General features: G+C 30.6%; 31 protein-coding genes. 26 read left to right on the forward strand and 5 right to left on the reverse strand.

What is annotated here, in order from left to right; all coding sequences use genetic code 11:
- Nucleotides 1–2: 2 nt before the first annotated feature.
- Nucleotides 3–701 (reverse strand): flagellar basal body L-ring protein FlgH, encoded by a 699-nt coding sequence (gene flgH / locus AJ936_RS04355; RefSeq protein WP_002864738.1) that lies wholly within the window; start codon nucleotides 699–701, stop codon nucleotides 3–5.
- Nucleotides 702–790: 89 nt separating this feature from the next.
- Here flgH and pta point away from each other — a divergent pair, with 89 nt between their 5' ends.
- From pta to AJ936_RS04370, 3 genes are all read left to right on the forward strand, one after another.
- Nucleotides 791–2,296, forward strand: coding sequence for a phosphate acetyltransferase (gene pta, locus AJ936_RS04360; RefSeq protein ID WP_072238616.1), 1,506 nt, complete (start codon nucleotides 791–793; stop codon nucleotides 2,294–2,296).
- A gap of 13 nt (nucleotides 2,297–2,309) precedes the next feature.
- A complete protein-coding gene (locus tag AJ936_RS04365) occupies nucleotides 2,310–3,497 on the forward strand; it encodes an acetate kinase (protein ID WP_002876956.1) in 1,188 nt (395 codons plus the stop codon).
- Nucleotides 3,498–3,567: 70 nt separating this feature from the next.
- Nucleotides 3,568–4,059 (forward strand): hypothetical protein, encoded by a 492-nt coding sequence (locus tag AJ936_RS04370; protein WP_002855147.1) that lies wholly within the window; start codon nucleotides 3,568–3,570, stop codon nucleotides 4,057–4,059.
- Here AJ936_RS04370 and AJ936_RS04375 read toward each other — a convergent pair.
- Together AJ936_RS04375 and rsmH are read right to left on the reverse strand one after the other, a co-directional pair.
- A complete protein-coding gene (locus AJ936_RS04375) occupies nucleotides 4,047–4,985 on the reverse strand; it encodes a hypothetical protein (protein ID WP_002876954.1) in 939 nt (312 codons plus the stop codon). The two genes, AJ936_RS04370 and AJ936_RS04375, sit on opposite strands and share 13 nt — an antisense overlap.
- A complete protein-coding gene (gene rsmH, locus AJ936_RS04380; RefSeq protein WP_072238617.1) occupies nucleotides 4,985–5,923 on the reverse strand; it encodes a 16S rRNA (cytosine(1402)-N(4))-methyltransferase RsmH in 939 nt (312 codons plus the stop codon). Before rsmH ends, AJ936_RS04375 begins: the two co-directional genes overlap by 1 nt.
- A gap of 158 nt (nucleotides 5,924–6,081) precedes the next feature.
- Between rsmH and AJ936_RS04385 the strand changes: the two genes are divergently transcribed.
- The 5 genes from AJ936_RS04385 (at nucleotide 6,082) to flgG (ending at nucleotide 11,873) form a co-directional block, all read left to right on the forward strand.
- Nucleotides 6,082–7,572 (forward strand): peptidylprolyl isomerase, encoded by a 1,491-nt coding sequence (locus AJ936_RS04385; RefSeq protein ID WP_002866541.1) that lies wholly within the window; start codon nucleotides 6,082–6,084, stop codon nucleotides 7,570–7,572.
- Nucleotides 7,569–8,957, forward strand: coding sequence for a cell division protein FtsA (gene ftsA, locus AJ936_RS04390; protein ID WP_074469321.1), 1,389 nt, complete (start codon nucleotides 7,569–7,571; stop codon nucleotides 8,955–8,957). The genes AJ936_RS04385 and ftsA overlap by 4 nt, the downstream gene beginning before the upstream one ends.
- 15 nt (nucleotides 8,958–8,972) lie before the next feature.
- The gene (gene ftsZ, locus AJ936_RS04395) at nucleotides 8,973–10,085 is read left to right on the forward strand and encodes a cell division protein FtsZ (RefSeq protein WP_002852071.1); all 1,113 of its coding nucleotides are present in this window, start codon (nucleotides 8,973–8,975) and stop codon (nucleotides 10,083–10,085) included.
- Between the two features lie 154 nt (nucleotides 10,086–10,239).
- On the forward strand, nucleotides 10,240–11,052 hold the full coding sequence (locus AJ936_RS04400; protein ID WP_002861380.1) for a flagellar hook-basal body protein: 813 nt from the start codon (nucleotides 10,240–10,242) through the stop codon (nucleotides 11,050–11,052).
- Nucleotides 11,053–11,081: 29 nt separating this feature from the next.
- On the forward strand, nucleotides 11,082–11,873 hold the full coding sequence (flgG, locus tag AJ936_RS04405; protein WP_002852142.1) for a flagellar basal-body rod protein FlgG: 792 nt from the start codon (nucleotides 11,082–11,084) through the stop codon (nucleotides 11,871–11,873).
- Nucleotides 11,874–11,939: 66 nt separating this feature from the next.
- Here flgG and glnA read toward each other — a convergent pair whose 3' ends face one another.
- Nucleotides 11,940–13,370, reverse strand: coding sequence for a type I glutamate--ammonia ligase (glnA, locus tag AJ936_RS04410; protein ID WP_002854995.1), 1,431 nt, complete (start codon nucleotides 13,368–13,370; stop codon nucleotides 11,940–11,942).
- Between the two features lie 202 nt (nucleotides 13,371–13,572).
- Here glnA and AJ936_RS04415 point away from each other — a divergent pair, with 202 nt between their 5' ends.
- The 18 genes from AJ936_RS04415 (at nucleotide 13,573) to AJ936_RS04500 (ending at nucleotide 26,536) form a co-directional block, all read left to right on the forward strand.
- The gene (locus tag AJ936_RS04415) at nucleotides 13,573–14,268 is read left to right on the forward strand and encodes a chemotaxis protein (RefSeq protein WP_002861382.1); all 696 of its coding nucleotides are present in this window, start codon (nucleotides 13,573–13,575) and stop codon (nucleotides 14,266–14,268) included.
- Nucleotides 14,265–15,518, forward strand: coding sequence for a peptidase U32 family protein (locus AJ936_RS04420; protein ID WP_002861383.1), 1,254 nt, complete (start codon nucleotides 14,265–14,267; stop codon nucleotides 15,516–15,518). The genes AJ936_RS04415 and AJ936_RS04420 overlap by 4 nt, the downstream gene beginning before the upstream one ends.
- Nucleotides 15,519–16,013 carry a 5-(carboxyamino)imidazole ribonucleotide mutase gene (gene purE, locus AJ936_RS04425; protein WP_002861384.1) on the forward strand — a complete coding sequence of 165 codons (495 nt, stop codon included), beginning with the start codon at nucleotides 15,519–15,521 and terminating at the stop codon, nucleotides 16,011–16,013. It abuts the gene before it with no gap.
- Between the two features lie 9 nt (nucleotides 16,014–16,022).
- Nucleotides 16,023–16,559, forward strand: a complete 537-nt coding sequence (locus AJ936_RS04430) for a DUF3972 domain-containing protein (protein WP_004305571.1) — start codon at nucleotides 16,023–16,025, stop codon at nucleotides 16,557–16,559.
- An 11-nt stretch (nucleotides 16,560–16,570) separates the two neighbouring features.
- A complete protein-coding gene (gene glyQ / locus AJ936_RS04435; protein ID WP_002861386.1) occupies nucleotides 16,571–17,434 on the forward strand; it encodes a glycine--tRNA ligase subunit alpha in 864 nt (287 codons plus the stop codon).
- The gene (locus tag AJ936_RS04440) at nucleotides 17,421–18,146 is read left to right on the forward strand and encodes a Nif3-like dinuclear metal center hexameric protein (RefSeq protein ID WP_002861387.1); all 726 of its coding nucleotides are present in this window, start codon (nucleotides 17,421–17,423) and stop codon (nucleotides 18,144–18,146) included. The genes glyQ and AJ936_RS04440 overlap by 14 nt, the downstream gene beginning before the upstream one ends.
- A gap of 9 nt (nucleotides 18,147–18,155) precedes the next feature.
- Complete coding sequence (locus AJ936_RS04445) at nucleotides 18,156–18,872, forward strand: zinc ribbon domain-containing protein (RefSeq protein ID WP_002861388.1); 717 nt, start codon at nucleotides 18,156–18,158, stop codon at nucleotides 18,870–18,872.
- Entirely contained in the window at nucleotides 18,869–20,026 is a 1,158-nt protein-coding gene (waaA, locus tag AJ936_RS04450) for a lipid IV(A) 3-deoxy-D-manno-octulosonic acid transferase (protein ID WP_004305574.1), read from the forward strand. Before AJ936_RS04445 ends, waaA begins: the two co-directional genes overlap by 4 nt.
- On the forward strand, nucleotides 20,007–20,759 hold the full coding sequence (locus tag AJ936_RS04455) for an RluA family pseudouridine synthase (protein WP_070274120.1): 753 nt from the start codon (nucleotides 20,007–20,009) through the stop codon (nucleotides 20,757–20,759). Before waaA ends, AJ936_RS04455 begins: the two co-directional genes overlap by 20 nt.
- A 67-nt stretch (nucleotides 20,760–20,826) precedes the next feature.
- Nucleotides 20,827–22,164, forward strand: a complete 1,338-nt coding sequence (gene ffh / locus AJ936_RS04460; RefSeq protein ID WP_002861391.1) for a signal recognition particle protein — start codon at nucleotides 20,827–20,829, stop codon at nucleotides 22,162–22,164.
- 64 nt (nucleotides 22,165–22,228) lie between these two features.
- Nucleotides 22,229–22,456, forward strand: coding sequence for a 30S ribosomal protein S16 (gene rpsP / locus AJ936_RS04465; protein ID WP_002852274.1), 228 nt, complete (start codon nucleotides 22,229–22,231; stop codon nucleotides 22,454–22,456).
- 2 nt (nucleotides 22,457–22,458) lie between these two features.
- Entirely contained in the window at nucleotides 22,459–22,701 is a 243-nt protein-coding gene (locus tag AJ936_RS04470) for a KH domain-containing protein (RefSeq protein ID WP_002861392.1), read from the forward strand.
- Entirely contained in the window at nucleotides 22,694–23,233 is a 540-nt protein-coding gene (gene rimM, locus AJ936_RS04475) for a ribosome maturation factor RimM (RefSeq protein ID WP_004305577.1), read from the forward strand. Before AJ936_RS04470 ends, rimM begins: the two co-directional genes overlap by 8 nt.
- A complete protein-coding gene (gene trmD, locus AJ936_RS04480) occupies nucleotides 23,230–23,934 on the forward strand; it encodes a tRNA (guanosine(37)-N1)-methyltransferase TrmD (RefSeq protein ID WP_004305579.1) in 705 nt (234 codons plus the stop codon). Before rimM ends, trmD begins: the two co-directional genes overlap by 4 nt.
- Nucleotides 23,935–23,943: 9 nt before the next feature.
- Nucleotides 23,944–24,300, forward strand: a complete 357-nt coding sequence (gene rplS, locus AJ936_RS04485; protein WP_002861395.1) for a 50S ribosomal protein L19 — start codon at nucleotides 23,944–23,946, stop codon at nucleotides 24,298–24,300.
- A 132-nt stretch (nucleotides 24,301–24,432) separates the two neighbouring features.
- Nucleotides 24,433–24,846 carry a hydroxyisourate hydrolase gene (gene uraH / locus AJ936_RS04490; protein WP_002852246.1) on the forward strand — a complete coding sequence of 138 codons (414 nt, stop codon included), beginning with the start codon at nucleotides 24,433–24,435 and terminating at the stop codon, nucleotides 24,844–24,846.
- Between the two features lie 23 nt (nucleotides 24,847–24,869).
- Nucleotides 24,870–26,210 carry a class II 3-deoxy-7-phosphoheptulonate synthase gene (locus AJ936_RS04495; RefSeq protein WP_002861396.1) on the forward strand — a complete coding sequence of 447 codons (1,341 nt, stop codon included), beginning with the start codon at nucleotides 24,870–24,872 and terminating at the stop codon, nucleotides 26,208–26,210.
- The gene (locus AJ936_RS04500) at nucleotides 26,207–26,536 is read left to right on the forward strand and encodes an ArsC/Spx/MgsR family protein (RefSeq protein ID WP_002861397.1); all 330 of its coding nucleotides are present in this window, start codon (nucleotides 26,207–26,209) and stop codon (nucleotides 26,534–26,536) included. Before AJ936_RS04495 ends, AJ936_RS04500 begins: the two co-directional genes overlap by 4 nt.
- A 12-nt stretch (nucleotides 26,537–26,548) precedes the next feature.
- Here the strand turns inward: AJ936_RS04500 and AJ936_RS09955 are convergent, their stop codons facing one another.
- Entirely contained in the window at nucleotides 26,549–26,791 is a 243-nt protein-coding gene (locus AJ936_RS09955; RefSeq protein WP_257841545.1) for a SelT/SelW/SelH family (seleno)protein, read from the reverse strand.
- Nucleotides 26,792–26,936: the final 145 nt, after the last annotated feature.

Here is a 26,936-nt window from a genome sequence, read left to right on the forward strand (position 1 = left end):
TTTTAGAATGGCCATATCGCTTCTATAACTTTGCTACCCCAAGGTTTTCTTGTGCTTCTATCCACTTCACCTTCTGTTTTATAAAGAATTTTAGCATCTGCTATATATTTACTATCTATAGTATTGTCTTGACCGATGTCATAAGGACGAATAACACCGCTTAATTGTATGATTTGTTTCTCTCCGTTGATTAAAAGCTCTCTTGAGCCTTCGATAAAATAATTACCATTTGATAAAATTTTAATTACACGCGTTGAAATTGTAGTATTGAAACTTTCATTTCTGCTTTGTGAGCCTGTTCCTGTGTAGTTGTTTGAACTATTGGTTTGAAAGCCTATATTAGAATAAGCATTGACTTTATTAAGAGCATTAGCTACCACTCCTGAACTTCCTGTTAAAGCACCTCCGCCTAAATTTGAGGTATTAGTTCTACTTGTTGCTTTATTAGCTTGTGTGCTTTGAGTGGTACTTTCTTGTATAACAACTGTAACTAAATCATTTACATTCATAGCTTTTTTATCTGAAAATAAAGGATTATCCCCTTTGCCAAAAAGCGATCCTGGTGCACTTTCTACATTATTACTTTGTTTTGGTGCAAGTTCTTCTACATAAGCAGGTGGTTTCATTGAAATTTGCGGATCAACCGTTGCAGAACAACCAAAAAACGCAAACGGTAACACATAAAATAAAACTTTTTTCATTTTCGTCCTTTAAAATATGAATTTTTATTTTTCTTTGTTAAAATTAGAAAAAGCAAAGAGTGTTCCACATTTATAAATTCAAGGAGAAAATGATGGCAAATCTTTATTTGATGAGATCTAGAAGTGATGAGTTAAATACTATTATTAGTACAAATTTGCTTAAAAATTATAGCAAAATTTACAAAAATATCGCAATTTATTGCCCTGTAATATACATACATCGCGTCCCTGTTTTGCAAGGTTGGTTGGAAGAATTTAATATCAATCAAACTGTAAAAAGCGCTTATGGTTTTACCTTTAGAGAAGCAATGGAGGAATTTAGCAAAGATCCTCATAATTTTTTTAATGTTATTTTAGAAGAATACGAAGAGTTAAAACGCAAATACGATTTTGTGCTTGTAAATAGCTTTTGCGAATTTGGAATACTTGATGGATTTGATCTTAGTATAAAATTGGCTAAAAATCTTAATACCCCTATCGCTGCTATTATTAACGATGAGGATAAACTTATAGCTCAAAAATATTTCGATCATGCCCTAGATGGTCGTAATTATGTTTTGATTAATGAAAATTTTAATTTTGAGGAAGTGCAAAAGCTTGAAGAGTATGATTTTATAACTCCACATCGTTTTAAATATGAATTGATTAAACAAAGCGTAAAAAATAAAAAAACTGTTGTTTTGCCAGAAAGTAATGATGAGAGAATTTTAAAAGCTGCTGAAATTTTATTAAAAAGTAAAGTTGTTGATCTTATTTTATTAGGTGATGAGGAAAAAATCAAACAAGATGCTGCTAGATTAAGTCTTGATTTAAGTACTATACAAATTATGAATCCGCTCAATTCAGAATATAATCAAGAATTTACTTCCATTCTTTATGAGGCAAGAAAATCTAAAGGAATGAGTTTAGAAGAGGCTAAGATGCTAGTTCAGGATAAAACTTATTTTGGAACTTTGCTTATACATACTGGAAAAGCTGATGCTATGGTTAGTGGAGCATCAACTACTACGGCTGAAACGATTCGCCCTGCATTGCAGCTTATTAAAACCAAAGAAGGTATTAGTTCTGTTTCGGGAATTTTCTTTATGGGGCTTGAAGATCAAGTTTTAGCTTTTGCTGATTGTGCTGTAAATCCAAGTCCAACTGCTGAACAGCTTGCAACTAGTGCTTATGTAAGTGCTATGACTGCTAAATCTTTTGGACTTGAACCAAGAATAGCTTTGCTTTCTTATTCTAGTGGTGATAGCGGTAAGGGAGAAAGCGTAGATCTTGTAAAAGAAGCATTAAAGATTGCTAAAGAAAAATACCCTGAGTTAAATATAGATGGTCCTATGCAGTTTGATTGCGCTTATGATCCAAAGACTGCAGCAAAGAAAATGCCAAATTCTAAGATAGCAGGCCATGCAAATGTATATATTTTTCCTGATCTTAATGCAGCAAATATTTGTTACAAAGCAGTTCAAAGAACTGCTAATGCTTTAGCAATCGGTCCTATTTTGCAAGGTCTTAAAAAACCTGTTAATGATTTAAGTCGTGGATGTTTGGTAGATGATATTGTAGATACTGTTATTTTAAGTGCTATACAAGCTCAATAGAAAGGAATAATAAATGAAAATTTTAGTTTTAAATTCAGGTTCTTCATCGATTAAATTTAAATTTTTTGATAATAAAGTCGTTAAAGCGAGTGGTTTAGTAGAGAAAATCGGAGAGCAAAATTCAAAAGTTATATTAAAAAATGTTTTAAATAATGAAAGTTTTGAAAGAGAATTAATGATAAATAATCACGAAGAAGGACTTAGTATAGTCAATGAGCTTTTTAAAGAATCAGGAATTTTAGCGGATTTAAATGCTCTTGATGGCTGTGGTCATCGTATAGTTCACGGGGGAAGAAATTTAAGTGAGCATTGTTTAGTAGATGACTATGTTCTTAAAGAGATAGATAGGGTTAGTATTTTTGCTCCTTTGCATAATCCTGCCCATTTAGCAGGTATAAAAACAATGATTAAAGCTGCACCTAGTGTTGCAAATGTGGCTATTTTCGATACAGCTTTTCATCGTACTATGCCTGATTTTGCTTATATGTATGCTTTGCCTTATGATTTTTATGATAAGCATAATATTAGAAGATATGGTTTTCATGGGACTTCTCATGCTTTTGTCAGTTCTAGAGCGGCAAGTTTGCTTGAAAAAGATAAAAGTGAACTAAATGTTATCTCTGCTCATCTTGGAAATGGTGCAAGTGTATGTGCTATAGAAAAAGGTAAGAGTGTGGATACTTCTATGGGATTTACTCCGCTTGAAGGGCTTGTTATGGGAACGCGTTGTGGAGATTTAGATCCTGCTATTTTACCTTTTATTAGTCATCTTAAGGGTTTAACCATAGAAGAAATAGATACACTGATGAATAAAAAAAGTGGAGTATATGGAATTTGCGGTTATAATGATTTTAGAGATATAGAAAGAGAGATAGAACAAGGTAATGATAAAGCACGCTTGGCTCTTGATATGTTTTGTTATCGTCTTGTTAAATATATAGGATCCTACTTTGCTGTGTTGCCAAAAACCGATGCTATTATTTTTACAGGTGGCATAGGAGAAAATGATAGTTTGGTTCGACAAAAAGTATGTGAGAGATTAGCTCATCTTGGTATCGAGTTAGATTTTGAACTTAACAAACAAAGGATTTCGGGCGAAAGAATGATAAATCATGCAAATTCTAAAGTTAAAGTGCTTGTTATTCCTACAGATGAAGAATTAGAAATAGCCAGAATCACAGAAGAATTAATAAGCAATTGAAAGAGGATTATATTTAGTAAAAATTAATTTTGTTTAGATAAAATTTTAATTAAAAAATAAAGCGTGGATTATGAAAAAATTTAAAGAATTTAGCCTTCGTTTTTTATTTAAAGTATCAGAACAACCTGTTTTAGTGAAGGATTTATTAGAGGCAAATGCACTTTTTAATGACGGTATGCTTGTAGATCCTTCTAAGCTAAATTTTAATTTCAAAATTCTAAATTCTTATATTTATTTTGGTGTTTTTTGTGCTGTGGTTTTGTTACCATTGCTTTTAATTACTCATTATTTTTTAACAAAACTTGACTTTCATATAAGCATAGTGAGTGCTGTTATGGTTACTGCTTGTGTATTTATAGGATATGATATTTTTAAAGTTTATACTCGCAAAATAATCTCAAAAAAAATAATACAAAAAGCTTGGGCTTTGCATTTCCCTTATTTTGCTTATGAAAAATACTCTATAATGGCAGGTGAAATTTATAAGGAAGCCTTAAAAGAAGAAATTCCAAAAGCAAATTTAGAGCAGTATGTTTTAGATAAGATTATTCATTCTAAATAATCTAAAATTTGATTTTGGAATCGCATATTTTCAAGTCTTCTTTTTAAATCTTTATTTTCTTCGTTTAAAACGCTTTCTTCTGTTCTTAATGTAGCAATTTCTCTACTAAGATAATAAATTTGATTTCTAATATAAATTTGTGGAGCAAATAAAAATAACGCAAAACTAACAAGTAAAGCCGCAAAAAGAAGATGATTGAAATTTAGGTTTCTATCTTCTTTGGTGGCATTAGAGAAGCCTTCTAGTAAAACATTTTTTGCCTTTTGAGCATCTTCATCATTTTGTTGTTTTTCTTGAGCTTGATTAGATGGTTTTGGAAGTTCTTGTTTATTTTCTTGTGGTGTTATTTTTTTTTGTAAATTTTCCAAACTTTGTTTAATATCGGGTTGTTTTTTAATATCAGGTCGTTTTTCTATAGTTTGAGAATTTTGTATCTTAGGTTCGGTTTTTTGAATTTTTTCTATAGATTTTATGGATTCTTTTTTTTCTTTTTTATCTTGGATAGGGTTTTGATCATTTTTTGTTTGAATTTTTGGTTTGGTTTGAATATTTTTTATCTTGTTTATTTTTTTTCTTCCAAACGAAAAAATCTTTTTAGTTTTTTTATTTTCTTCTTTTTTCCTTTCTTTCATTTTGGAAAAAAATTTTTTAGCAAGAGATTGCTTTTCTTCTAATTTAACATTGATCAGATCTTCTTTTAAATATATATTTGATTTTTTAGTATGTTTTGACTCATACTCTTCATCGAGTTCTTCTAAGAATTTATTAGGAGTCTTTTTTTTAAAACGACGTCTTAAAATATCATCGCTAGAAATTTCATCTCTTAAATCATCATCAAGCGGTTTGCCTTGATTTATAGCGCGAGAAAATTTCAGCATTTTTTGGCGTATGTTTTGGCGTTCTTTTATAAAATCATCTTCTAGCATTATTTATTGTCCAAATTATTAAAATAAAAAGCCCGCATTTTAGCACAACTAGAGCGAGAATTTTTTAAAAGTTCTTCCTTGCTTGCACTTATAGCTTTTTTGGTTATTATTTGCCCTAGGCTATGGTTATTTCCACATTCGCAACGCATTATTTTTTCATCACAAATGCAGTTTTTTGACCATTTTTTGAAAAAATTTTTTACTATTCTATCTTCCAAAGAATGAAAACTAATGATTGCTAAAATGCAATTTTTTGGTTTTAAATTTTCTAAATGCCCAAGAAAATCTTTAAGCACTTTAAGTTCTTGATTTACTTCTATTCTAATGGCTTGAAATGCTAAAGTGGCTTTGGAAATTTTTCTATGATTTTGTTTGCCTTTTCCTATGATTTGATAAAGTTCCTTGGCGCTTTTGATTGGATTTTTACTTCTTTCTAGGCAAATTTTTTCAGCAATAAAATGTGCATCGTGCAATTCTCCATAATCTTTAAAAATGGAAGTTAATTGCTCTTTTGTATAAGTATTAATAATCTCATAAGCCGATATTTTGGAGTTTTGATTCATTCTCATATCCAAAAAGTCAGAATTTACACTAAAACCTCTTTCGTTATTATCAAGTTGAAATGAAGAAACTCCAATGTCTGCTAAAATACCTCTTAATTCTTCTTTATATGAAATTTTTTCTAAAACTTCACTAAAATTACTTTGTATAAAAGTTATCCTATTGTGAAAATCTTTAAGACGTTTTTTAGAAAATTCTAAAGCTTGTTGATCTTGATCACAAGCAATGAATTTAAGATCAGGATGATTTTTAAGCAAAGCTTCACTATGTCCGCCAAATCCTAAAGTGCAGTCTAAAAAATAACCTGTTTTAAGATTTTTAAAAATCTCTTGAACTTCATTAAGCAAAACTGGGATATGAGGAATTTCCAAAATCAATCCTAATAAATTTTTATAAACTATAATTATAACTAAATTTCATTGTAAAAATCATAAAATTTAAAGAACAAATATTTTTTGGTAAAAATTTTATAATTAAACTCCACTTAAACACTTCTACGATACAATATCTAGTTTAAATTTAATCAAGGAATGATATGCTTACTTGGATGCAACATCACAAAAAATATCTTGTTGTTACTATATGGGTTAGTACTATAGCTTTTGTTGGCGCTGGCTTTTTAGGTTGGGGTGCTTATGATTTTAATCTCAATAGAAGTTCGAGTGTTGCAACCGTAGGAAATGAAAAGATAGGTTTTAGCGAATTTGATACTAGATATAGACAAATTTTAAGTTATTATAATCAAATTAGCAATGGTGCTTTAACTCCAGAAAATGCTGAGCAACTAGGCATTAAAAATATAGCTTTAAGCTCCCTTGTTGAAGATAAGCTTTTGTTAAATTTTGCCAAAGATTTGGGTATTGGCGTAAACGAGAATGAAATTTTACAAAAACTTGCAAATACTAGAGAATTTCAAGATCCTACAGGGGATTTTAACAAAACAATTTATTATGAACTTTTAAATGCCAATAATTTAACTCCAAAAGATTATGAAACACAACTTGCAAATGAAGTAATTACCGATAAACTTAATCAAATTTTTAATATTCCTAGCAAAGATGAAGAATTAAAAATGTTAGCTTCTAGTTATTTCATGCAAGATGCTTTAAGTATTGCAAAAATTGATTATGACAAAAAAAATATTAAGATTAATGAAGAGGATTTAAAAAAGCTTTGGAATGAACATAAAGAAGATTATAAAACTAAAAAAATATATGAAATTTCAACTTATTTTTTGTCAGTTAGCAATGAGAAAATTGACGACAAAGAATTAGAAAAATTTTATAATCAAGATGAAAATAAACTAAAATATAAAGATTTTGCAGGTAAAGTGATGGATTTTCAGTCTGCTAAAAATGAAGTTGCTAAAGATTACGCCTTAATACAACTAAAGAATGTGGCTAATGCTAAATTTTTAGATTTAAAAAACGGGAAAGATAATTTTCAAAAAGATCAAAATATTAGTGAATCTGATGTTTATTATCCAATTGATCTTTTGAATAAAGCTAAAAATGGAGATGTTTTACGACCAGCACCTTATAATAACGGATATATCATAGTTAAACTAAATAAAGTAGATCCTATAAGAAATAAAACTTTTGAAGAAGCTAGAGAAGAAGTTTTACCTATGTATTTAAGCGAACAAGCTAGAAAAAATTTAGAAGAAAAAGCTAAAAATAGTTTAGTAAATTTTAAAGGCGATGATATAGGCTTTGTAAGTCGAGATAGTTCTCGCGAGAGTGTAAAGCTTAGTGATAAGATATTAAATGATTCTGAATTTGCTTATTTTTTGATGAATGTATTTAATACCGATCAAAATAGTTCTTATGTGATCATTAATGACAATAAAGCAATATTATATAAAATAAATAAACAAAAATTAGATATGAACTCCGATAAATTTGAACAATACAAAACTATGCTTGAACAAAATTTGCGAAATTTAAAAGCAAATGAGCTTAAGCAAGAACTTGTTGATGAACTTAAAAAGATATATCCGATAAAAATTTATTATAAAGGGAATTGATTTTGAATATATTAGGAATTGACTTAGGCTCAACCCAGACTTGTGCCATTATTGCTCAAAAAGATGAAGATGGATTAAAAATTATTGGTTTTTCCAAGTCGAAAACCAACGGGGTTAAAAAAGGTGCCATTACCAATATAGAGCTTGCTTCTAAATCTATTGAAGAAGCTGTTAGAAGTGCTGAGATGATGAGCGGAGTTCATTATGATAAGGTTGTGGTGTCTATATCAGGTGCTTATACTAAAAGCGTTGATAGCATAGGTGTTGTTAATATTCCAAATCATGAAATAGGCATTAAAGAAATTCATCGTGCTGTAAGTACAGCTAAGCATACTGCCAATCTACCAAGTGGTTATGAAATTATCCATGTTTTGCCTTATAATTTTAAGGTTAATGATCTTGAACATGTTGATGATCCTTTGGGAATGAGTGGTAATCGTTTGGAAGTTTCAACCCATATAGTGATTTCACAAGAATCTCATATTAAAAATCTTAAGAAAGCAGTTGAATTAGCTGATTTAAGAGTGGATAATATAGTTCTTTCAGGATATGCTTCAGCTATAGCTTGTTTAGATGATAGCGAAAAGGAATTAGGTGCTGTTTTGATTGATATGGGTGGAGCGATTTGTGATATGGTTGTTCATACTGGAAATTCAATTAGATATAATGATTGTTTGCAAATTGGCTCGATTAATATTACCCAAGATTTATCAATGGCATTGCATACACCTTTAAAAGAAGCAGAAAAAATCAAGCTTAATTATGCAGCTCTTTCACAACAGCCTAATACCCTTATACAAATTCCTTCAATGGGTGATGAAAGAAAGGTTAATGAAGTTTCTTTGGATATTATTTCAAACGTAATTTATGCAAGAGCGGAAGAAACTTTGATGATTTTGGCAAAAATCTTAAGTGATAATCGTTATGCCAATGCTATAGGCGGTGGAGTTGTTTTAACAGGTGGAATGACTAAGTTAGCAGGTATTGATGAGCTAGCTCCTGCAACATTTGATAATCGCTCAGTTAGACTAGCTACTGCAAGAAAAGATTTGATTACTGGTTTTAGTGAAATTTTTAATGATCCTGAAAATACTTGTGCTATAGGACTTTGTTTATATGGAGCGGGGTATTTTACGCCTTATGAACTTGATTCTAATGAAAAATTAAGATATAAAGGGGAAATTGAAAATTTTAATCGTCAAATTAAACAAGATATTGTTTTGCAAAAAGATGCAGAAAGTGAAATAAAATCTGATTTTTTTGATGAAAATTTGCAAGAAAATGATACAATTGCAATACAAGAACAATTAGATTTTAAAGAGCCAAAAGAAAAAAAACCTAGCGTTTTTTCAAATATCTGGCATAAAATTATGAATCAATTTTAACAAGGAGAAATTTTTATGAGTGAATTTTTAGTAGAAGAAATGCAACATAATAAAGGTGCAAAAATTAAGGTTATAGGCTGCGGTGGCGGTGGCGGTAATATGATCAACCATATGGTTAAAATGGGATTAAATGATCTTGATTTAATTGCAGCAAATACTGATGCACAAGCTATTTCAATTTCATTAGCAAAAACTAAAATTCAACTTGGCGAGAAAAAAACTAAAGGTTTAGGCGCTGGTATGCTTCCTGAGGTAGGTGCAGAAAGTGCTAGAGAAAGTTTTGAAGAAATAAAAGCAAGTCTTAGTCAAAGTGATATTGTATTTATTGCTTCAGGTTTTGGTGGAGGTACTGGAACGGGTGCCACTCCAGTTATTGCACAAGCAGCTAAAGAGATTGGAGCTTTAACTGTTTCTGTTGTAACTATGCCTTTTGCATTCGAAGGAAAACAAAGAAAAAAACTTGCTGAAAGCGGTCTCCTTGAGCTTAAAAAAGAAAGTGATTCTATTCTTGTAATTCAAAATGAAAAATTATTGAGCATTATTGATAAAAAAGCAGGCATTAAAGATGCTTTTAGATTGGTTGATGATATTTTAGCTCGTGCTGTAAAAGGTATGGTGTCTATCTTGCTTGATAATGGAGATATTAATGTTGACTTTGCAGATGTAAGAACCATCATGAGTCATCGCGGACTCGCACTTATGGGCGTTGGTAGTGCTAGTGGTGAAAATGCTATAGAAGAGGCTCTTTCAAACGCTATAGAATCTCCTTTGCTTGATGGAATGGATATTAAAGGTGCCAAGGGAGTTATTTTACATTTTAAAACAAGTTCTAATTGCTCTTTGTTTGAAATTTCAGCAGCAGCAAATAGTATACAAGAAATTGTTGATGAAAATGCTAAGATTATTTTTGGTTCTACTACAGATGATAGCATGGAAGATAGAGTTGAAGTGACTATTATTGCGACAGGGTTTGAAGACAAAGATACAGTAGCTAAAAAATCTACCGAAGAAGCTCAAGCTTCTAAGAAAAATCCTTATTTAAGTCTTAAAAAGGTAAGCGGTGGTTACGATGAAGAGATAATGGCGCAAATTGAAACACCGACTTTCTTGCGTCGTCAAATGGATTAAAATTGATTTTAAAGCAAGATTGAGTCAAATCTTGCTTTTTATAGTTTAAAATTCTCTCCTAATAATCTTTCAAATATTTATTTTTCTTTGTTTTTAAAAGTTGGAACACTCTTTGCTTTTATAGCTATAAAATCTTAATTTTATAGGTGAAAATATGCAAAATGGATATTATCAAGCAACTGGCGGAATGGTAACTCAGTTTAATAAACTTGATGTGATTACTAATAATCTTGCCAATATTAATACAAGTGGATACAAAAGAGATGATGTGGTTATTGCAGATTTTAAAAGGATTTTTAAAGAAACTCAGGATGAGTTGCCTATAGAAAATCACACAAGAGATGCATCTCGTTTTGTAAATACTACAATAGATGGAATCCCACAAGTTTCTCAAGAATATACGGATTTTAGCCTAGGTTCTTTAAAGGCTACAAACAATCCTTTGGATTTGGCAATGACTAGAGAAGATGCTTTTTATTTGGTTCAGACCAAAGATGGAGAAGTAAGATTAACTAAAGATGGAAATTTTCAACTTGATGATGAGGGTTATTTGGTAAATAAGCAAGGATACAAGGTGTTAAGTAGTGATTATTTTAATAATCCTCAGAATGCTGGCATACGCATTCCTAATGGTGCTGTTCAAATTAGCGTTGATAAAAACGGAAGCATTGAAGTTGATGGAGTTCAAAATGCAAGATTATTTGTAGCGCAAGTAGATGATATAAGAGCTTTGCAAAAAGATGGAGATAATGTCTATAAAATAGATGATCTAACCCGCATTAGAGATTTGGAAAACTCCAATGCTATTCGCCAAGGTTTTTCTCAGGGATCAAATGTTAATCCAGTTACTGAAATGGTAGGACTGATTGAAGCAAACAGAATGGTAGAAATGTATCAAAAAGTTATGACAGCTCATATGGATGACTTAAATCAAGAAGCTATCAATAAGCTTGCAGCTGTTAAATAATTTAAAATAAAATAAAAAAAGGATTAAAAATGATGAGATCACTTCATACTGCTGCTACGGGAATGGTAGCGCAGCAAACACAAATTGATGTTACTTCAAATAACATCGCCAATGTTAATACAGCAGGTTTTAAGAAAAGTCGCGCAGAATTTGCTGACCTTATGTATCAAGTTATGAAGTATGCAGGAACTTCGACTTCGGCTACTACTCTTTCTCCTTCGGGTATAGAAGTGGGTGTGGGTGTGCGTCCAACAGCGGTAACTAAAGTTTTTACTGAAGGAAATTTAAAATCAACAAGTACTGATGGTCTTGATATGGCTATTGCAGGTAATGGGTTTTTTCAAATACAACTTCCTGATGGCACTATAGGATATACTAGAAATGGGCAATTTACAAAAGATAATGAAGGTAATATTGTAAATTCAGATGGTTATAGACTTTTACCTGAGATGACAATACCTGAAGGCGCAACAGCAATTAATGTTGCTACAGATGGAACCGTTTCTGTAATGCTACCAGGGGAGCAACAAGAAACTCAAATTGGCCAAGTGGAGCTAGTTCAGTTTATAAATCCAGCGGGTCTTCATTCTATGGGTGATAATCTTTATCTTGAAACAGGAGCAAGTGGTGCACCTGTTGCGGGTATAGCAGGACAAGATGGGCTTGGAACAATAAGACATGGATTTATAGAACTTAGTAATGTTCAGCTTGTTGAAGAAATGACGGATCTTATCACAGGACAAAGAGCTTATGAAGCGGGTTCTAAGGCAATTACAACAAGTGATGATATGCTAGGAATTGTAAATCAGCTTAAGCGATAGTTGATATAAAATAAATAATTTTTAATTCTTTTTTAGTTTAATGGCGTGTTAAACGCCATTAAATTTTTAGCAAGAGTAGCAAGTTTTAAATTCATAAGCAGTTGGACGAGCTTCTACTGGCCAAACTTGTGTTTCAAATTTTAAATGCTGATAGTCATCGATAAAAATATCACTCATTACAGGTTTTAAATAAGAATTATGTCGGATTAAAGCTTCTAAACTTCCTCTTAGAGTATGTGGTAATTGCTCTATCCCTTTTTCACGTATTTCATCCAAAGTAAGATCAAATAAATTTTCATCCATAGGACCCACAGGAATGGTTTTATTTTTGATTCCATCAAGACCTGCCATTAAAAGACTAACAAAAGCTAAATAAGGATTAGCAGTGCTATCAGGGAAGCGAATTTCTATACGAGCTGAATTTTTACCTATGCCATAAGGAACGCGACAACTTGCTGATCTGTTTTGACAAGAATAAGTTAAAATACAAGGAGCTTCAAAGCCAGGAACTATTCTTTTGTAAGAGTTGGAACTTGGATTTGTAAAAGCTGCAACACTTCTAGCATTTTTTAAAATTCCACCTATATAATTTATAGCAGTTTGACTAAGTCCACTGTATCCATCTTTATCGTAAAATAAATTTACTCCATCTTTCCATAAGCTCATATGAACATGCATACCATTGCCATTATCTCCGTATAAAGGTTTTGGCATAAAAGTGGCAGTTTTGCCATTTAAATGAGCTACCATTTTTACAACATATTTATAAATTTGAACATTGTCAGCTGCTTCTACAAGCGTGCCAAAATTTACTCCTATTTCAGCTTGTCCTTGTGCAACTTCATGATGATGAACAAAAGTTTTAAGACCTACTTTTTCAAGGGTTTGAACCATTTCAGAACGAATATCTACTAAAGAATCAATTGGCTGAACTGGAAAATATCCACCTTTGTTTCTTGGCCTGTGTCCAGTATTGTAGCTATCGGTAAATTCTCTATCGTCATTCCACTCTCCTTCTTCGGTATCAACTTCATACTTAGAACAATGAGTAGTATCAACTATTTTTACACTATCAAAAACAAAGAATTCATTTTCTGGTCCAAAGTAAGCAGTATCAGCTATGCCACTATTTTTAAGGTGTTCCATTGCTTTTTTTGCTATGCTTCTTGGACATTTTTCATACATTTGTCCTTTGTAAATATCATACACATCACAAAATACTATGATAGTAGGATCAGCTGTAAAAGGATCTAAAAAAGCACTTTGAGCATCAGGTTTTAAAATCATATCTGATTTTTCTATAGGCTGCCATCCATGGATTGAGCTTCCATCAAATGGAATGCCAGTTTGAAATGTTTCTTCATTGATTGCATGAAGATTATAGGTAATATGATGCCAAGTTCCTATCATATCTGTAAAACGAAAATCAACAAAAAGCACTTCATTTTGTTTGCAAAATTTGAAAAAATCATCTATATTATTAACAAATTTTCCCATATTTTTACTCCTTTACGTAATTAAATTTATAAAATTATATCATAAAATTTTTAATTAAGATTTAATTAATATATTTTTTTTAATAAATTTAAAAATTTAATTTAAAAAGATTAAAAAATAAAAATTTATATTTTTGTTTTAGATAAAATTGATTATAATTTTGAGCAATTATTGAAAATCTAGATTTAAAAAAGGGAAAAAAATGACTCAAGAAGAGCTTGATGCTTTGATGAATGGTGATGTTGATCTTGATTCAGAGACAGAAGCAGAGATAAAAACCGAAGAATCGAATACCGAAGAAGATGCTTTGATGTTAGAAGATGTCAAAATAGCTGATTACAAACCTAATCCTAGTGTAGTATGGCCACCACCCCCACCAAATCAGGAGCATAAAGTTGTACATCAGTTAGATGATGTTACAAAAGATAGCGAGCTTAAAGCAACGGAAATGATGGATAAGCTTGAAAGTATTAATAATTTTTTTGCGGATTCTGAAAGTTTACTCAAAGAAATAAATAAAGCAATAGAAAAAAATATTGATATTTTTTCTAAACTTAATGAAAAATTTCCTAATGTGGAAAGTTTCAGTGAAGCTTTAGAATTAAACAATCAAGCTAAAAAAAGTTCTAAGGAGATTGTCGGAAATCTTCAAAGCGGACAAGATGAAGTGATGATGGCAATGGATGCAATGCAGTATCAAGATATACATCGTCAAAAAATCGAACGTGTTATTAATGTAATGCGTGCTTTAAGCCGTTATATGAGTTCTTTATTTGAAGGTAAAATTGATGATAAAAAACGTGTAAGTTCTGCAGTGCATATTGAAGGTGATAGTACTGCTGATGTTGTAAGTAATGATGATATAGAAGCTTTAATTGCAAGTTTAGGGCAAAAATGATCATTCCTGAAATAGTAGCTCCTGCAGGAAATTTCACAAAATTAAAAATTGCTTTAGCTTATGGCGCAGATGCGGTTTATGCGGGTGTGAATAATTTTTCTTTAAGATCGCGCACTGCAAGAGAATTTAATTATGAAAGTTTTGAAGAAGCTATCAAATATACTCATGAGCGTGGTAAGAAAATTTATGTTACTTTAAATGGTTTTCATTTAAGCTCTCAAATTGAAGGCTTAAAAAGACATATATTAAAATTACGTGAGATGAAACCCGATGCTTTTATTGTAGCTTCTGTTGGAACTATGCGTCTTGTTAAAGAGCTTGCACCTGAAATTTCTTTACATGTTTCTACTCAGGCGAATATTTTAAATTATTTAGATGCTCAAGTTTATAAGGATATGGGCGCTAAAAGGGTTGTAATTGCGAGAGAATTAGGGCTTAAAGATGCTAAAGCTTTAAAAGAAAATTGCGATATTGAACTTGAAGCCTTTGTGCATGGTTCTATGTGTTTTGCTTATTCTGGGCGTTGTTTAATAAGCTCTGTGCAAAGTGGAAGAATGAGTAATCGTGGATCTTGTGCAAATGATTGCAGATTTAATTATGAGCTTTATGCTAAAAATCCAGAAAATGGTACTTTATTTCGTTTAGAAGAAGATGAAAATGGTACTCATGTTTTTAATTCCAAAGATTTAAATCTTTGTTCTTATATAGAAAAAATCATGCAAGAAAATTGTATCAGTGCTTTTAAGATAGAAGGACGCACCAAAAGCGAATATTATGTTGCGCTTACAACAAGAACTTATAAAATGGCTATACAGGATGTTTTAGAGGGTAAGTTTGAGTCAAACAAGTATGAAAAAGAGATTGCTACGCTTAAGAATCGTGGTTTTACAGATGGCTATCTTGTTTCGCGTCCTTTAGAAAAAACCGACACACAAAATCATAATACAAGCATAGAAGAAGGTTCTTATCAAGTGCATGCTATAAGCGAAGATGGAAGCTTTTTTAAATGTAAAGGGAAAATCGTTTTAAACACGCCTTATGAAATTTTAGCTCCTTTAGGCGATGTGATTCAAACTTGCGATAATGAACTAGGTAAAATTTATCAAAAAGAGGATAAATATTTTATAGAGTTTAAAAAACTCATTGCTAAAAACAATAAAGAATTTAGTGAAATTCATAGCGGCAATGAACATGAAATTCAATTACCAAGTAAAATCAGTGCATTAAGTTTTTTAAGAAAGGAAATATAGATGAATTTTGTTTCTATTTTAATGGGAAGCAAGAGTGATTATGAGACTATGAAAGAGGCTGCTAAAACTTTAGAAAGTTTTGGGGTAAAGTATGAACTTATTATCTCATCAGCTCATCGTAGTCCAAAAAGAACAAAAGAGTATATTGCAAATGCTGAAGAAAAAGGTGCGAAAGTTTTTATAGCAGCAGCTGGAATGGCAGCGCATTTAGCTGGAGCTGTTGCAGCTTATACAACAAAACCTGTTTTGGGAGTGCCTATGTCAGGAAGCAATCTTGCAAGTATGGATTCTTTATTTTCTACGGTGCAAATGCCTAGTGGAATTCCTGTAGGAACTTTAGCTATTGGTAAGGCTGGAGCAATCAATGCTGCTTATTTGGCTATGCAAATTTTAGCTATTTATGATGTTGATTTAGCACAAAAGCTTAAAGAAGATCGTCTTGAAAAAGAAAAAAAACTTGTATCTGATTCAAAAGAAGTAGAAGTTTTATTATAAGGGATAAAAATGCAAACCTATCTTGAACTTGAAGAATTTTGTAAACTTGTGCATTTAAATGAAGATGTGGTTAAGGGTATGATGGCTAATGGGGCTTTAAATTTTAAAGAAGAAGAGGGTAAAATTTACATCGAAGCTCATCAAGGTACTTTTAGTGTGGTGCCTAGTGCTGCAAAATCTCAACCTGCAATGGTAAATTCAATGACTTTAGCAGGGGAAAGTTTTGTTGAAAAAACAATAGGAACTATTTTAAATTTACATGAAAAAGTTTTAGATGCTAAAGATGAAACACTTGAAGCATTAAAAAATGAGAATAAATTTTTAAAAGATGCTCTTTATTCTATGCAAGAACTTTATGATGAAGATAGAAAAACTATAGAAACCTTAAACAATGAGCTAAAACATGCGCGTGAAGAGATAGAATTTCTCAAGCGTAAATATAAATTAATGTGGAGTAAAACCGCAGAAATTTTTGGAGCTAAGACAGAGCCTGATTTGGAAATGAATAAAAATTTAGAAAAACCTATTGAAAATATGGAACGATAAAGAGAGATACAATGACTTTTTCACAAATGATACTTAATTTACAAAATTATTGGCAAGAGCAAGGTTGTGCGATTATGCAACCTTATGATATGCCAGCAGGTGCAGGAACCTTTCATCCAGCAACTTTTTTAAGAAGTTTAGGAAAAAAACCTTGGGCAGCTGCTTATGTAGCTCCAAGTAGAAGGCCTACTGATGGACGTTATGGTGAAAATCCTAATCGCTTAGGTGCTTATTATCAATTTCAAGTTTTGATTAAACCTAGTCCTGATAATATCCAAGAATTATATCTTAAAAGTCTTGAAAATTTGGGTTTTGATTTAAAAAGTCATGATATTCGTTTTGTTGAAGATAATTGGGAGAGTCCAAGTTTAGGTGCTTGGGGTTTAGGCTGGGAAGTATGGCTTGATGGTATGGAAGTTACTCAATTTACTTATTTTCAGCAAGTTGGCGGTATAGCAGTAGATTTAGTAAGTGCTGAAATTACCTATGGTCTTGAAAGAATAGCCATGTATCTTCAAAATGTTGATAATGTTTATGATATAGTTTGGAGTGAATTTAATGGAGAAAAAATTAAATACGCAGATGTGCATAAGCAAAGTGAATATGAATTTAGTAAATACAATTTTGAAGTAAGTGATGTTAAAATCTTGAATGAGCAGTTTGAAAATTCTTACAAAGAATGTAAAAATATTTTAGAACAAGGACTAGCTTTACCTGCTTATGATTATTGTATGCTTGCTGCACATACTTTTAATCTTTTAGATGCAAGAGGAGCAATTTCTGTAGCACAAAGACAAGATTATATGTTAAAAATTCGTGAGCTTTCAAAAAATTGTGCTGAAATTTATAAGAAAAATTTAAATGAAACTGAGTGAAATTTATAATTTTTTAGATCAATTAAGTCCTTTTAATACTCAAGAATCATGGGATAATAGTGGAATTTTGCTTGGAGATAAGGATAGCGAAATTTCAACTGTTTATTTAAGCTTAGATATTGATGAAAATATCATTAAAAAAGCGAGTGAAAATTCTTTAATTATCACACACCATCCTTTGATATTTAAAGGTTTAAAAGATTTATATGACAAAACTTATCCTAGGGCTTTTGTTAAAGAAATGATTTGTAAAAATATTTCTTTAATCAGTATGCATACAAATTATGATTTAAGTCATTTAAATACTTATTTTACGAAAGAAATTTTAGGTTTTAAAATTTCTTTTAAAGACGAATTTTTGATTTATGTAGAAAATTTTATGTCTTTTGAAGCTTTGTGTGACCGGGTGAAAAAAAGGTTAAATTTACAAATTTTACGTGTAAGCGATTGTGGTAAAAAAGACATTAAGCGTATTGCTATATGTACTGGAAGTGGTGGAGATTTAATTTCTAAAGTAGATGCGGATTGTTTTTTAAGTGGAGATTTTAAATATCATCAAGCTTTAGAGGCGCTTAGTAATCAAATCAGTCTTATTGATTTGGGTCATTTTGAAAGTGAGAGATATTTTTCTCAATGTTTAGCAAAAGACTTGAAAAATTTGCCGCTACAAGTTATAATAACAGTTTCAAAAAATCCATTTCAATATTTTTAAGGAAAATAAATGAATAAATATCTTGAACAATTAGTGCTTTTATCAAAAATAGATCAAGAGATTGATAGTTATGAACCAAAAATAGACAGTATTAATAAGACTTTAAAAGATGCTGAGTTAAAAATAGGAAAAATCAACACAGATTTAGAAAAAATTGATGAAGAAATCAAAGATATAGAAAATCAAAAAGTACAAAATAATGCTCATATTTCCGAGTTTTCAGCAAAAATTAAAGATCTTTCTAAAAAAAGTGGTGCGGTAAAAACAGAAAAAGAAGCTAATGCTTTAAAAATTGAAGAAGATATCGCAAAAGAGCAATTAGACGCTGCAAATGATGAGATTGTAAGACTAGATAAAATTTTAGAGAATAAAGAAACTTATAAAAAAGAACTCGAAGAAGAAAAAATCAAACAAGAGCAAAATATTAACGAGATTAGAGTAAGTATTAAATCTGAAATGGAAGTTCTTGAAAAAGATAGAATGAGTGTTTATGATAAAAAAACTAAACTTGTGAGTGAGATGAATCAAAAAGTTTTAAGTTTTTATGAGAAAATTCGCAAATGGGCGAAGAATACTGCTGTAGTTCCTGTTAAAAAACAAGCATGCTATGGATGTTTTATGAAAATTTACGATAAGACTTATCTGTCCGTTGTAAAAGGTGAAGAGATTGTAACTTGTCCTCATTGCGGAAGAATTCTTTATAAAGAGCAAGAAGAACAAAATTGATCTTTTTTTATTATTTTTTAACTTGGACGGCATTTTTATTTTGTGCCGTCTTTATTCTTTTGCTTTCTTTTTTAAAATCCAAATACAAAATTAGTTTAAAATCTCGATTTTTTCTTTATAAAAATTTACATCAAGAAAAAGCTGATGTACATTTTCATGCTTGTTCTTACGGGGAGGTAAGAAGTATTAAAGCTTTGGTTTTGAAATTTGATTCAAGAATAACTACTATTACTCAAACAGGTTTTGAATGTGCAAAAGAATTTTGTAAAAAGGTAAATTATCTTGCTTTTGAAAATTTTTTGCCTTTTTGGTTTAATCCTTGTAAGGTTTTGGTAATTTTTGAAGCAGAATATTGGCTTATGCTTGTTTTTATGGCACGTATTTATAAGGCTAAGATTATTTTGCTTAATGCGAGAATATCTGATAAATCTTATCATTCTTATCAAAAATTTTCTTTTTTTTATAAAAAAATTTTTTCTTATATTGATGAAGTTTTTGCTCAAAGTGAATTAGATAAAGTAAGACTTGAAAGTTTGGGAGCTAAAAATGTTAAAATTTTTAAAAATATTAAGGCAAATTTAGAAATTAAAAATAATAAAATTTATACCAAACCTAAGGAAAAACTTATCATTTTTGCTAGTACTCATAAAGATGAAGAAGAGCTTTTACTTGATCATTTTAAACTAGAAGAAAATGAAAAACTCATTATCGCCCCACGACACCCTGAGCGTTTTAAAGAAGTTGAAAATTTACTTTTAAACAAAGGTTTAGAATTTGAAAAATTTAGCTCTTTAAAAGATGAAAATAAGAAATTTTCTAAAAAAATTTTACTTTTAGATACTTTAGGGGAGCTTGTAAATTTTTATGCAATTTCTGATGTTGTTGTACTTGGAGGTTCTTTCATAGAAGGCATAGGAGGACACAATCCTATAGAAGTGGCATATTTTGACAATGTATTAATCAGCGGGAAATTTATTCACAATCAAAAGGCTTTGTTTGAAGAAGTGGAAAATGTATATTTTTGTGAAAATTTAAAAGATTTAAATGATAAAATCCATTATTTAAATTTAAAAGCTAAAATTTCCAAAAAAGAAAATTTAGATCTTATCATGCAAACTATACAAAAGGGAATTGATGCAAGAAAAAGCTTATAAACTCTTAGCTTTGCAAGAAAAAATTTCAAATCGTGAAGCTAAAGATTTGATTGATAAGGGTTGTGTTTTTTCACATGGAAAAAAAGTTGTGGTTGCTAGAGCTTTGATGAACAATAAGGCAAGATTTAATGTGATAAAAACCAAAAATCCTCAAATTATTTTTGAAGATGATAAGATTATTGCTATTAATAAACCTTACGCTTATGTGAGTGAAGACTTGGAGAAAAAATTTAATGCCAAGCTTTTAAATCGTTTAGACAAAGAAACAAGCGGTGTGATTTTGCTTTGCAAAGATGAAGATTTTAGAAAGCTTTGTATAGAAGAATTTAAAAAACACAGAGTTTATAAAAGTTATATTGCGGTTTTAGATGGGGTTTTGGCTGAAGAGGTTGAAGTGAATGAGCCTATTTTTACCATAAAAGCAAAATGTGGAGCATTAAGTAAAGTTTCAAAAGATGGTTTAAGTGCCTTAAGTATCATTACTCCTATTATGTTGCAGTTAAAAAAAACCTTAGCAAAAATAGTCATTCAAACAGGTAGAACTCATCAAATCAGAGTGCATGCTAAATTTATAAAACATGGCGTTGTAGGTGATGAAAAATATGCTAAAATTTCAAGCGATAGAATGTATTTACATAGTTATGAAATTAAAATTTTTGATTATTATTTTAAGGCTGAGCTAGATAATAGTTTTGCAAAAGTTGGCTTTGAGATAAAAAATTTAGATTTTTAAAGCCATTTAAGAAAAAATTTTGTATAATGCAAGGTTTAATTTAAAAATTTTATAGAAAGGTGATAAAGTGTTTGAGTTAGTTAGCGAATCTTTTAAATCAGCGATTAATAAATTACGTTTTGTTGATGATGAAAAAGCACTTAAGAACGCTTTAGAAACCTTAAAAAAAGCTCTTTTAAAAGCAGATGTTCACCATAAGGTAACTAAAGAGCTTTTGACTTCGATAGAAGAAGATGTAAAGCAAAACGGAATAGGTCAAAAACAATTTTTAAATGCCATTAAAGTAAATTTAGAAAATATTTTAAGTGTCAATGGCAAAAATCAAGGTTTTGTTTTTGCTTCTAAACCCCCAACAGTAGTTCTAATGGCAGGTTTGCAAGGGGGCGGTAAGACTACAAGCACTATCAAACTTGCAAATTATTTAAAATTACGCAATAAAAAAGTTTTAGTTGCAGCTTGTGATTTACAGCGTTTAGCGGCAGTGGAGCAGCTAAGACAACTTTGTGAAGCTAATGAAATTGAACTTTTCTTCATAGAAAATGAAAAAGATCCTATTAGGGTTGCTAAAGAGGCTTTAAAAAAGGCTGAAAGTTCTATGGTGGATGTTTTGCTTGTGGATACTGCTGGGCGTTTGGCTATAGATGAGACTTTGATGAATGAATTAAAAGCAGTTAAGGATGTTTTAAATCCTGATGAGATTTTCTATGTTGCTGATGCAATGAGTGGTCAAGATGGGGTTAAGACTGCGGCTAGTTTTAATGAAGTTTTAGGTATCAGCGGGGTAATTTTATCAAAATTTGATGCAGATACTAAAGGTGGAGTAGCCTTAGGTATAGCAAAACAAATCGGTATTCCTTTAAGATTTATTGGTGTAGGTGAAAAAGTAGCAGATTTAGAAGTTTTTATACCAGATCGCATAGTAAGTCGTATCATGGGCGAGGGTGATTTGGCTACTTTAGCTGAAAAAACTGCTGCAGTGATTGATGAAAAAGAAGCTAAAAAACTCAATCAAAAAATCAAAAAAGGTGAATTTAATTTTAATGATTTTCTTAACCAAATGGAAAGTATTAAAAAATTAGGAAGTATGAAGTCTTTAATCGGTATGATACCAGGGCTTGGCGGAATGGCAAATGCGGTAAAAGATATAGATTTGGATAATTCTAAAGAGATTATACATATTAAGGCAATGATTTCTTCAATGACTCCAAAAGAAAGAGAAAATCCTGATTTGTTAAATAATGCTAGAAAACGTCGTATAGCAGAGGGAGCAGGTCTTTCTCAGGTAGAAGTCAATCGTTTTTTAAAACAATTTAGTAATGCAGCAAAACTTGCAAAAAGATTTTCAGGCAAAAAAGGAATGGAGAATTTGACACAAATGATGAGCCAAGCTAGAAGACAATTTTAAATTTTATTTATAAATACTTTTTATAGTATCTATAAATAAAATTTTTAATTTTTAAGGAGTATAAATGACAGTTATTAGACTTACAAGAATGGGTAGAACTAAAAGACCATTTTATCGTATTGTGGTTACAGACAGTAGAAAACGTCGCGATGGTGGTTGGATAGAAAGTATTGGATATTATAATCCTATGGTAGAACCTGAGGTAATTAAAGTTGATGCAGAGCGTTTAGCTTATTGGAAAAGTGTTGGTGCAAAACTTAGCGATAAAGTTGCTTCTATCACTAGCAAATAATCATGGTAGAGAATTTTCTTAGGGAATACGCAAAATTAATTGCAGATTATCCTGAACAGATTAACACTCAAAAAATTGAATTAAGTGAAAATTTTTTTGAGATTGTTCTTTTTGCACATAAGGTTGATACAGGTAAGCTTATAGGTAAAAATGGAAAAATGATCAATGCTATAAAAACCGTAATCTCTGCTTATAAGAGCAAGGATGCAAGTTCTTATAGGGTAACGGTAAAAGCACTTGAGTGAAAAAGATTTTGTTCAAGTTGCAAAACTTGGTAAAACTGTGGGTCTTAAGGGTTATGTAAAATTGCATAACCTGAGCGACTTTTCTTCTCAATTTAAAAAAGATGCTACCTTTTTTATAAAAAATACCAAAGAAATATTAAAGATTAAGCATTATAATGCAAGCAATTCTACTGTTTTATTTGAGAATTATGAAGATATAGAAAAAGCTAAAGAATTAACCAATCTTATTCTTTTTCAGAGTATCGAGAAAAGCAGACAAACTTGTAAATTAAAAAAAGATGAGTTTTTTTATTTTGATATTTTAGAGTGTGAAGTTTTTGAAGAAGATAAAAGATTAGGTAAAGTTGTTGATATCTTGGAAATTGGAGCTTCTTATTTATTTGAAATTCAAAGTGATGAAAAATGGGTGAATAAAAAATATTCTAAAATATTTTTTATTCCGTATCTAGATAAATTTGTTAAAAATATAGATATAGAAAAACGACAGATTTTTTGCACGCAAGATGCTTTTTTAATTTTAGAAAATTCATGAAATTTAGTTTCGTTTCTTTATTCCCTAATCTTATGAAATTTTACTTTCAGGATTCTATACTTGCAAGAGCAAAAGAAAAAAAACTTTTCAAACTTAATTTTTATAACCCAAGAGATTTTTCTAAAAATTCTTATCATAAAGTCGATGATTATAAAATAGGTGGTGGAGCTGGACTTTTGATGCAAGTTGAACCTATGTATGAGGTGTTAAAAAGTATTCAAGAAAAAAAAGAAAATCCCTATTTTATTTTTTTAAATCCAAGTGGTAAAACTTTTAATCAAAAAGACGCCAAACGCTTAAGTAAAAAAGAACACATAGTTTTTGTATGTGGGCGCTATGAAGGTATAGATGAAAGAGTGCTTGAAATTTTTGCGAATGAAGTTTTTAGCATAGGGGATTTTATTTTAACAGGAGGAGAATTACCTGCGCTTGTAATGTGTGATGCGATTTTAAGAAATGTTAACGGGGTTTTAGGGAATATGGAAAGTTTGGAAGAAGAAAGCTTTGAAAATAATTTACTCGAAGCACCTGCTTTTTCAAAACCTTTTATTTTTGAGAAAAAAAATCAAAAATTTTATACTCCTTCAGAGTTTTTAAAGGGTAATCACGCTAGAATTGCAAGTTTAAAAACTACTTTGGCGTCTTGCAAAACGAAATTTTTTCGTCCAGATTTATTTTTAGAGCATGAACGCAAAAAATAAGGGATTTTTATGAAAAATAAATATATAGAACAATTTGAAGCAAAACAAATTGAAGGTAAAAATGTTCCAGATTTTCGTGCTGGTGATACTTTAAAGCTTGCAATTCGTATCAAAGAAGGAGATAAAACAAGAATCCAAAATTTTGAGGGTATTTGTATTGCTAGAAGAGGTAATGGCGTAAGCGAAACTTTTATCGTACGTAAAATGGGTGCTAATAATGTTGGCGTTGAGAGAATTTTCCCTATTTATAGTGAGAGTTTGGAAAGTATTATTGTTTTGCGTCGTGGTCGTGTACGCCGTGCAAGATTATTCTACTTAAGAGATAGACGCGGTAAAGCAGCACGTATTAAAGAGCTTAAAAAATAATTTATAATTATTTTTTATTATAAGTCTAACAATTAAATAATTATAATTAATTTATAATTTTTATTATTTGATTTTAATTATTAATAATGCTCTTATATAATATTCCTTGTAAATATTATATAAGGAGAGAAAATGTTTTCTATTAAAAAAACTTTATTAATATTAGCAAGCGTGCCAATGTTTTTGAGTGCTACTGAATATCAATTAAGCACTCATGTCTTGGATATTACTTCTGGACAACCCGCTCCTAAAGTAAAAGTTGAGCTTTATAAGTTGGAAGCAAATCAACAGTGGAAAAAAGTAAGTGAAGAATTTACCGAAGAAAATGGTAGAATAGGGGATTTATTACCATATGAAAAAGCTGAAAATAGGGCTTTTGGAATTTATAAGCTTAAATTTTTTACAAAAGACTATTACACATCACACAAAATAAATACTTTTTATCCTTTTGTAGAGGTAAGTTTTGAGCTTTCTAAAGATCAAAAACATTATCATGTTCCAATAACCCTTTCTCCTTTTGGTTATTCAACTTATAGAGGAAGCTGATCAATAAAACGAAAGAAAAAACCATGTGGACTAAGAATTCTTGGAAAAACTATCCCATAAAACAGCAACCTATCTATCCAGATCAAGAGGAAATGAATAGAGTTTTAGCAAGACTTGAGAAACTTCCTCCTTTGGTTTTTGCTGGAGAAGTGAGAAATCTTCAAAAGTCTTTAGCAAGAGTTTGTAAAAAAGAAGCTTTTTTACTTCAAGGTGGAGATTGTGCTGAAAGCTTTGAAAATTTTGGCGCTGTAAATATCCGTGACATGTTTAAGATTTTACTTCAAATGGCTATAGTGCTTACATTTGCCGGTGGATGTCCTGTTGTAAAAATTGGTCGTATTGCAGGGCAGTTTGCCAAGCCAAGAAGTAGTGATTTTGAAGAGTTAAATGGTATAAGTCTTCCTAGTTATCGTGGTGATATTATTAATGGTTTTGAATTTAGCGAACAAGCGCGCATTCCTGATCCTCATAGAATGCTTGAAGCTTATTATCAAAGTGCAACAACGCTAAATTTGTTGCGCGGATTTGCTAAGGGTGGTTTAGCAGATTTGCATGAAGTGCATCGTTGGAATTTGAGGTTTTTAAAAAAGAGTGAACTCCATAAGCAATATACTGATATCAGTGAAAAAATTTCACAAGCTTTGGCTTTTATGGAAGCTTGTGGGATTAATACAAGTAATACTCCGAGTCTAAGAGAAGTTAGTGTTTATACTTCACATGAAGCTTTACTTTTGCCTTATGAAGAAGCTTTAACTAGAGTGGATAGTTTAAGTGGAGAAATTTACGATTGTTCAGCTCACATGCTTTGGATAGGTGAAAGAACAAGGGCGCTTGATGAAGCTCATGTACATTTTTTAAGAGGAGTAAAAAATCCTTTAGGGGTTAAAATAGGACCTAGTGCAAGTGCTGATGATATCATAGCTTTAGCAAATGTTTTAAATCCAAATAATGAAGAAGGAAGATTAAATATTATTATCCGCATGGGTGCAGATAAAATTATCAATAATTTGCCAAAAATTTTCTCCAAACTTAAAAGTGAAGGTTTAAATTTAGTATACAGCATAGATCCTATGCATGGAAATACAGTAAAAGCAGGTAATTTTAAAACACGTGAGTTTGATAAAATCATGCAAGAAGTGGGATCTTTTTTTGAGATTGCAATAAGCGAAGGGATTTATCCAGGTGGAGTGCATCTTGAAATGACCGGAAAAGATGTAACAGAATGCACAGGTGGTGCAAGCAATGTTACTGCTCAAAGCTTAGAAGATCGTTATGAGACTCAATGCGATCCAAGGCTTAATGCGGATCAAGCATTAGAGCTTGCTTTTTTAATTGCAGATTTAGTAAAAAAGGCTAGAAAATGAAACTTTATGGTATTAAAAATTGTAATTCTGTAAAGAAAGCTATGGATGCTTTAACACAAAAAGGTGTTGTATTTGATTTTATGGATATTAAAAAGATTAATCAAGATATTTTATACACATGGTTAAAACAAAAATCTTTTGAAGATCTTATCAATACTGCTGGATTAACTTCTAAAAAACTTGGTTTAAACAAAGAAAAAGTTAAAAGTTTAAATGAAAAAGAACTTGAGAAAATTGTATTAGAAAATCCAAGCTGTATTAAGCGTCCTATTATCGAGTATGAGCAAAACATATATATTGGCAAGGAATATGAGAAAATATTATGATAGAGTGTTTGATTACACTCTATTTTTTATTAATTGATTAATTTCATTTTGATATGGAAATCTTTCACTTTCGCAATTAATAAGTTGTGTTTTAGAGAAGATAACTTTTCCGTCTACTTCAACGATAAAATCACCTCTGTCGCCAATTTCAAATTCTACTTCAACATCTTTGAAATCGCTTTGTAGTTCTTCTGCAACCCTTGCAGCTTGTGGGCGATAATTTCAAAGATTGCAATAAGCAATTTTTACTTTCATCATTTCATCCTTTGAAAAGTTTATTTTATTTAAGATTAAAATCTTAAATTTTTATTATAGTTTATTTTGGCTGAATTTTTGCCTTTTTTGTAAAATTTAAGTTGAAATTTAGGGTCAATTTCTTTCAAATTCAGCGAGAAAAATT

Source organism: Campylobacter sp. BCW_6877, assembly GCF_001762445.1.
In the GTDB taxonomy this organism is placed as follows: Bacteria; Campylobacterota; Campylobacteria; order Campylobacterales; family Campylobacteraceae; genus Campylobacter_D; species Campylobacter_D jejuni.